We start from the raw sequence: 6444 nt of genomic DNA, 5'->3' as shown, positions 1-6444 counted from the left end.
GCCCCCTCCCGCCCGGAGGATCCGGCACCGGCCCCGCACCCTCCGGCGGCAGCCCCGACGCCGCGCCCGGCACCGGCCCCGAGGCGCTCACCCAGGTGCCCACCGGCCGGTTCGGCCGCCGCCGAGGGGACCGGGGCGAGCGCGGCGACCGGGGCCAGGTCACCGTGGAGTTCCTCGGCGTCATTCCGCTGATCCTGGTGGTGCTGATCGTCGTCTGGCAGTGCGTGCTGGCCGGCTATACGTACTCCCTGGCCGGGAACGCCGCCGACGAGGGGGCCAGGGCCGGCGCCGCGGCCGAGACCGGTGGTGCCGCCGCCTGCGCCGACGCCGCCCGCGAGGACCTGCCCAGCGCCTGGCAGGACAGCGTGAGCACCGAATGCCGGGAAGAGGGCGGCCTGTTCAAGGCCACGGTACGGGTCAAGGTGCCGGTGCTCTTCCCGGGCGCGGCCGACTTCCCCTGGACGGTCACCGGCACCGCGGGCGCCGCGAAGGAGAACTGACGATGCGATACGCGTGGCTCAGCCGCCGGGTGAGGCCCGCCGGTCGTGCGGGGGACGCGGTGCCCCTACCGGCCCAGAGAGCCCGGGACGGCGCGGGGAGCACCGGGGACCCCGCGCCCGGACGGGCCCCCCGCGCCGGGGACGCCGCGCCCGGACCGGCCCCCCGTACCCCGACCGGGCGTACCCCGGGGCGTGGGGGTCGGCGGGCCGACCGCGGGATCGTGTCGATCGAGCTGGTCGGGTTCCTGCCGCTGCTGCTGCTCGTCGCGCTGGCCGCGATCCAGCTCGGGCTGAGCGCGTACGCGGCCCAGCAGGCCGGTACCGCCGCCCGGGCCGCGGCGCGTACCGCCTCCGCGGACCGGCCGGAGGCCACCCCGGCCGGCGCCGGACGGGCCGCGATGAGCGGCTGGCTCGCCGACGGGGCCAGCATCACCGTCAGCGAGGGGGACGGGGAGGCGCGGGCCACCGTCCGGGTGGAGATCCCCTCGGTCATCCCCGGCCTGCACTTCGGCAGCGCCCAGCGCACCGCCACCATGCCCCGTACCGAGGACGGCCCGCTTCCGGCCGGCGCGGGGGGTGCCCGATGAGTCTGCGGTCGCGGATCGCCGCCCCCGCCCACCACACCGCGGAGCGGCAGGACGGGCAGCTGGTCTCCGCCTACCACGCCAAACTCCTGGAGGAGATCGACCTCGCCGAGATGTCCTCGCTGACCGCGGCCGACCGCCGGTCGCGGCTGGAGCGGGTGCTGGGCCACATCATCAGCCGCGAGGGCCCGGTGCTCTCCACCGCCGAACGGGACCGGCTGATCCGCCGCGTGGTGGACGAGGCCCTGGGCCTGGGCGTACTCGAACCGCTGCTGGAGGACGCCTCCATCACCGAGATCATGGTCAACGGGCCGGACCAGATCTTCGTGGAGCGGAGCGGCCGGGTGGAGCTGGTCCCGGTGCGCTTCGCCTCCGAGGAGCAGCTGATGCAGACCATCGAGCGCATCGTGTCCACCGTCAACCGCCGGGTGGACGAGTCCCATCCGATGGTCGACGCCCGGCTGCCCAGCGGCGAGCGGGTCAACGTGATCATCCCGCCGCTGGCCCTCACCGGCGCCACCCTCACCATCCGCCGCTTCCCGCGCGTCTACACCCTGGCCGAGCTGATCGACCTGGGCACCCTGGACGAGCAGATGCTGCTGCTGCTCTCCGCGCTGGTGCGGGCCAAGTTCAACGTGGTGGTCGCCGGGCCCACCGGTTCCGGCAAGACCACCCTGCTCAACGCGCTCTCCGGACTGATCCCCGAGGGCGAGCGGATCATCACCGTGGAGGACGCCGCCGAACTCCAGCTCCAACAGGCCCATGTCATCCGCCTGGAGTCGCGACCGCCCAATGTGGAGGGCAAGGGCCGGATCACCATCCGCGACCTGGTGCGCAACTCGCTGCGGATGCGCCCGGACCGCATCATCGTCGGCGAGGTGCGCGGCGGGGAGACCCTGGACATGCTCCAGGCCATGTCCACCGGCCATGACGGTTCGCTGGCCACCGTGCACGCCAACAGCGCCGAGGACGCGCTGATGCGGTTGCAGACCCTGGCCTCGATGTCCGAGGTGGGCATCCCCTACCAGGCGCTGCGGGACCAGATCAACAGCGCGGTGGACTGCGTCGTGCAGCTCGCCCGGCACCCCGACGGCTCCCGCCGGATCAGTGAGATCGCGCTGCTGGACTCGCACGGCCACCAGGAGTACCGGATCGCCACCGTCTGCCGGTTCGAGGCCCAGCCGATGGGCGCGGACCGAGCGGTACGCGGCCGGTTCGCGCACTTCCCGCTGCCGGAGCGGGCCGTCCGCCGCCTGCTGCTGGCCAACGAGCCGGTGCCACCCGCCTTCGGCGCCGGGGCCCACCCCCTCGTCCGCGACACCACCGGCCCGTACGGCGGCCCCGACCCGTACGTCGGCTCCGCCCCGTACCCCGGGCGACCCGACCCGTACGCCGGGCCACCCGGACCGTACGGCGGCGGCCACCTCGGCCCGTACGGAGCGGGGCCCAACCCGTACCGCGACCAGCCGGACCCCCAGGTGGGCGGGTCCGACCCCCAGGGTGGCCGGCTCGGGCCGCACGGCACCGGGAGTACGCATGGCTGACCTCGGGCTGCTCGCCCTCGGCGGCACCCTGCTGTGCGGGGCGCTGGCCGTCGCCGGAGTTCACAGCCTGCTCTCCGGCCGGGCGCGGCGCCAGGCGCTGATCGACCGGCTCTCCGACGAGGCCCCGGCACCGCTGGGCAGGCGGCAGCGGCGGTTCACCGCCCTGGACCGCAGGCTGCGCGCCACCCGGCTCGGCCGGCGGCTGGAGCTGCGGCTGGCCGCCACCGGACTCGACCTCACCCCGGGTGAGTTCGCCGCCTACACCGCGGGGGCCGCGCTCGGCGTGTGGCTGGTCGCGGCCGTCACCCTCGCCGCCTTCTTCGGTCCGATCGCCGCGCTGGTCACCGTCTGGTCGGCGGCCGGCTTCCTGGACTGGCAGCGGCAGAAGCGGACCGAGAGGTTCATCAACCAGCTGCCCGAACTCTCCCGGATCCTGGCCAACGCCACCGAGGCCGGGCTGGCGCTGCGCACCGCCCTGGGCATGGCCGCCGACGAGATGGAGGCGCCGGCCGGGGAGGAACTGGCGAAGGTGGCCGCCAAGCTGGCGGTCGGCCACTCCGTCGACGACGCGCTCGGGGAGCTGGCGGAGCGGCTGCCCTCCCGCGAACTGGTGGTGCTGGTCACCACCCTGGTGCTCGCCAACCGGGCCGGCGGCACCGTGGTCACCTCGCTGCGCAACCTCACCCAGACCCTGGAGGAGCGCAAGGAGACCCGCCGGGAGGTGCGTACCCAGCTCTCCCAGGTGACGGTCACCGCCTATGTGGTGCCGCTGATGGGCATCGGCACCCTGCTGCTGGTGGACCGGATCGCGCCCGGCTCGCTGGACCGGATGACCTCCGTCTTCTGGGGCCAGGCCGCGGTGGTGGCCGCCTTCGGACTGTACGGACTGGGCTTCTTCCTCATCCGCCGGATGTCGAAGATCGACGTGTGAGGAAGCGGAGGGAATGGCAGCGGTGATCCAGCGGGTACACGGCGAGAGGGCCGGTCGGGGATGACGGGAATCGGCGTACTGCTGGCCCTGGTCATGGGCCTGTCGGTGGCCGGCGTCGCCTACGGCATCGCGCTGTGCCGCAGCGAGGCGAAGCTGCCGCCCGACCTGGCGGTGGCCCTGGAGGTCGGGGCCAGCCGCACCGGTGCGGTGGGCTCGGTGGTGGACCGGTTGGGGATGAGGTACGCCCCGCTGGTGCTCCGACTGATGGGGCCCAAGAGGGTGGCCCGGGTGCGCCGCCGCATCGATCTGGCGGGCAACCCCGGCGGACTCACCGTGGACCGCTACGCCGCCCGCCGCGCGGTCTACGGGGCGCTCGGCTTCGGCGGCGCGCTGGTGATGCTGGCCAAGGGGCAACTGCTGCTGGCCCTGCTGCTGGTGGCCTTCGGGTTGTTCTGGATCGAGGTGGGCATCTGGGCCGCGGTCCGCGAACGCAGGGACGCCATCGAACGGACCCTGCCCGACTTCCTGGACGTGCTGGCCGTGGTGGTGAGCGCCGGGCTGGGCTTCCGGCAGGCGCTGGACCGGGTGGCGGAGAAGTACGAGGGGCCGTGGGCCGACGAACTGCGGATCACCCTGCGGCAGATGGACCTGGGGGTCAGCCGCCGCCAGGCCTTCGAGGAGCTGCGCCGGCGCAATGACTCCGAGCAGGTGGCGCAGTTCGTCACCGCGCTCCAGCAGGGCGAGGACCTGGGCGCGCCGATCGTGGAGACACTGATCGCCATCGCGAACGACATGCGTCGCACCGATGCGCAGAACGCCCGCCGCCGCGCCGCCCGGGCGGTCCCCAAGGCCACCGTGGTGATCACCACCTTTATGGTGCCCGGCACGATGATCCTGCTGGTCGCGGGCTTCTTCATCGGATCGGGCACGGACTTCGGCTCCCTCGGCGATCCATGACCGGGCCTCGGACGCCCGTCGCGGCGGTCGCGGAAGGTGCGCCGTTCCGCGCCGAACTCTTCGCGGATGCAATGGGATATGGCAGAGTCGTGCCCCGGGGCGCGCGGAGCACCGGAAGGGGGGAGAGTGGATGCGGGGGGCGGGGAATCCGGCGCGGACACCGCTCGTGCACCCCTTGACCACGGACCGTTCCGGCGCGGTGCCCTGTTCGACGGCCGGGGAATCGGCGTACGTTGCTTCTGCCGCACGCGGCACCACGGGGGTCGGAACGCCGGACCGCAGGGGGACGGCAGCCCATGGAGGGGAACACGATGGGAAAGCGCGTTGGGCACCACGGCACCGAGCGCGATCGGGGGCAGACCTCGATCGAGTATCTGGGCATCATCGCCGTGGTGGTCGCCATCGCCCTGGTGCTGATGACCACCGACTTCGGCAGCGTGATCGCGGGTGCCATCTCGGACCAGATCGCCAAGATCACCGGTTGAACCGCCGGATGACCGCCCGCCGTTCGGGTGACGCGGGTCAGGCGTTCCCCCTCTATGTCACCGCGGTCGCCGGCATGCTCTTCCTGGCCCTGGCCTACTACGCGGTGGGACGGGCCGGAGCGACCCGGAACGCGGGCCAGACCGCCGCCGACGCCGCCGCCCTCGCCGCCGCGCAGAACTACCGCGACCAGCTGCGGCTCGCCCTGCTGGACACCATCACCAGCGGCGGCGACTGGGCGGAGCTGCTGAGCGGGCGCGGGCTGGGACCCGGCGACGCCTGCGCCGACGCCGACCGGTTCGCGGCCCGCAACGACGCCGACCTCACCGGACCCGGCTGCGTACCCGGCTATCTGCCGACCTCCTTCAGCGTGACCGTGCGCACCCGGTCGGCGGTCGGCAGCTCGGTCATCCCCGGTACCGAGCGCCGGCACGCCCGGGCGCGGGCCACCGCGGTGCTGCGACCGCGCTGCGCCTACCAGGCGCCGCCGCCTCCCTCCGCCGACCCCACGCCCACCGCCCCCGGGCACGGGCCCAAGGACAAGGGGCGCGCTCCCGATCCCCCGCGGGGAAAGCCGCCCCTGGAACTCGACTGCGAGGGCGGGACGCTGACCATCGACCCCCGCCACCCCGACCTGTTCCCGGAAGCGAGAGACCTGTTCTCCGTGCGTCTGGCCGAATGACGGACGAGCCACCAGCAAAGGACAGCCACTGATGAGGATGCGGCGTACCACCCGGTGCCCGAGGCCGCTCGCCGCGGCGCTGCTCGCGGCGGTCTTCTCCCTCGCCGTCTCCGGCTGCGGCGGGGACGGTGGTGGCGGCGGCCAGGACGACAAGGGCGCCACGGCCGCGCCCGGCGCCCGGGACGCCACCGCGCCCGGGGAGCGCGCCGGGACCACCCCGGCGCCGCGGCCGACCGAGGTGATCGGCGAGGCGAAGGGCCCGCAGGACATCGCCGTCGCCCTCACCTCCGCGGTACGCGACTCCGGTGGCTTCGTCACCGTGCGGGGCACCGTGACCAACCACGGCGACACCTCCTACAACGCCTTCACCTGGCGTTCCAAGGAGACCGAACTGCACTCGCAGTCCTCCGTGTCCGGCGCCTCGCTGGTGGACCACGCGGGCCGCAAGCGGTATCTGATCCTCCGGGACACCGACGGGGAGTGCCTGTGCACCACCGGCCTGGTGGGGATCAAGCCGGGCGAGAGCCGCCCGTTCTTCGCCCAGTTCCCGGCCCCGCCCGACGGGGTGGCCAAGGTGGACTTCCAACTGCCCACCATGCCGTCCATCAGCATCGAGATCACCGGGTGAGCCGCCCGATGCCCCGGACTCCCGCACCCCGCCGCACCGCCGTGGCCGCGGTGGCCGCGGTGGTCGCCGCCGCCCTGCTGTCCGTCGCCGGTCCGCCCGCCCGCGCCGAGGACGGCCTGTCTCTTATACCCATCT

8 protein-coding genes are annotated in these 6444 nt (G+C 74.0%); all 8 read left to right on the top strand.

The annotated features are described in order from the left end of the window. Nucleotides 1-500: TadE/TadG family type IV pilus assembly protein (locus tag E4099_RS27350; protein WP_245245210.1), on the top strand; the 500-nt coding region annotated here is incomplete at its 5' end. A gap of 221 nt (nt 501-721) precedes the next feature. Then, entirely contained in the window at nt 722-1087 is a 366-nt protein-coding gene (locus E4099_RS34585; RefSeq protein WP_342451951.1) for a TadE/TadG family type IV pilus assembly protein, read from the top strand. Beyond that, a complete protein-coding gene (locus E4099_RS27340) occupies nt 1084-2628 on the top strand; it encodes a TadA family conjugal transfer-associated ATPase (RefSeq protein WP_245245209.1) in 1545 nt (514 codons plus the stop codon). Before E4099_RS34585 ends, E4099_RS27340 begins: the two co-directional genes overlap by 4 nt. Then, nucleotides 2621-3559, top strand: coding sequence for a type II secretion system F family protein (locus E4099_RS27335; RefSeq protein ID WP_135341799.1), 939 nt, complete (start codon nt 2621-2623; stop codon nt 3557-3559). Before E4099_RS27340 ends, E4099_RS27335 begins: the two co-directional genes overlap by 8 nt. A 60-nt stretch (nt 3560-3619) precedes the next feature. Beyond that, complete coding sequence (locus E4099_RS27330) at nt 3620-4516, top strand: DUF5936 domain-containing protein (RefSeq protein ID WP_135341798.1); 897 nt, start codon at nt 3620-3622, stop codon at nt 4514-4516. A gap of 311 nt (nt 4517-4827) precedes the next feature. Next, nucleotides 4828-5001 (top strand): Flp family type IVb pilin, encoded by a 174-nt coding sequence (locus tag E4099_RS33245; RefSeq protein ID WP_167828495.1) that lies wholly within the window; start codon nt 4828-4830, stop codon nt 4999-5001. Continuing rightward, complete coding sequence (locus E4099_RS27325; RefSeq protein ID WP_342451950.1) at nt 4998-5681, top strand: pilus assembly protein TadG-related protein; 684 nt, start codon at nt 4998-5000, stop codon at nt 5679-5681. The genes E4099_RS33245 and E4099_RS27325 overlap by 4 nt, the downstream gene beginning before the upstream one ends. Before the next feature lie 31 nt (nt 5682-5712). Next, nucleotides 5713-6309 carry a hypothetical protein gene (locus tag E4099_RS27320; protein WP_135341797.1) on the top strand — a complete coding sequence of 199 codons (597 nt, stop codon included), beginning with the start codon at nt 5713-5715 and terminating at the stop codon, nt 6307-6309. The last annotated feature ends 135 nt before the right edge of the window (nt 6310-6444 follow it).

The organism is Streptomyces palmae, from assembly GCF_004684805.1.
GTDB classification, from domain to species: Bacteria; Actinomycetota; Actinomycetes; order Streptomycetales; family Streptomycetaceae; genus Streptomyces; species Streptomyces palmae.
Note: the sequence above shows the minus strand (reverse complement) of the source record. Positions and strands in the feature narration are given on the sequence as shown.

Bases quoted from the DNA above. Each gene is read 5' to 3' on its own strand.
- E4099_RS27340 (WP_245245209.1), top strand. From the start codon at position 1,084: ATGAGTCTGCGGTCGCGGATCGCCGCCCCCGCCCACCACACCGCGGAG.
- E4099_RS27335 (WP_135341799.1), top strand. From the start codon at position 2,621: ATGGCTGACCTCGGGCTGCTCGCCCTCGGCGGCACCCTGCTGTGCGGG.
- E4099_RS27330 (WP_135341798.1), top strand. From the start codon at position 3,620: ATGACGGGAATCGGCGTACTGCTGGCCCTGGTCATGGGCCTGTCGGTG.
- E4099_RS33245 (WP_167828495.1), top strand. From the start codon at position 4,828: ATGGGAAAGCGCGTTGGGCACCACGGCACCGAGCGCGATCGGGGGCAG.
- E4099_RS27320 (WP_135341797.1), top strand. From the start codon at position 5,713: ATGAGGATGCGGCGTACCACCCGGTGCCCGAGGCCGCTCGCCGCGGCG.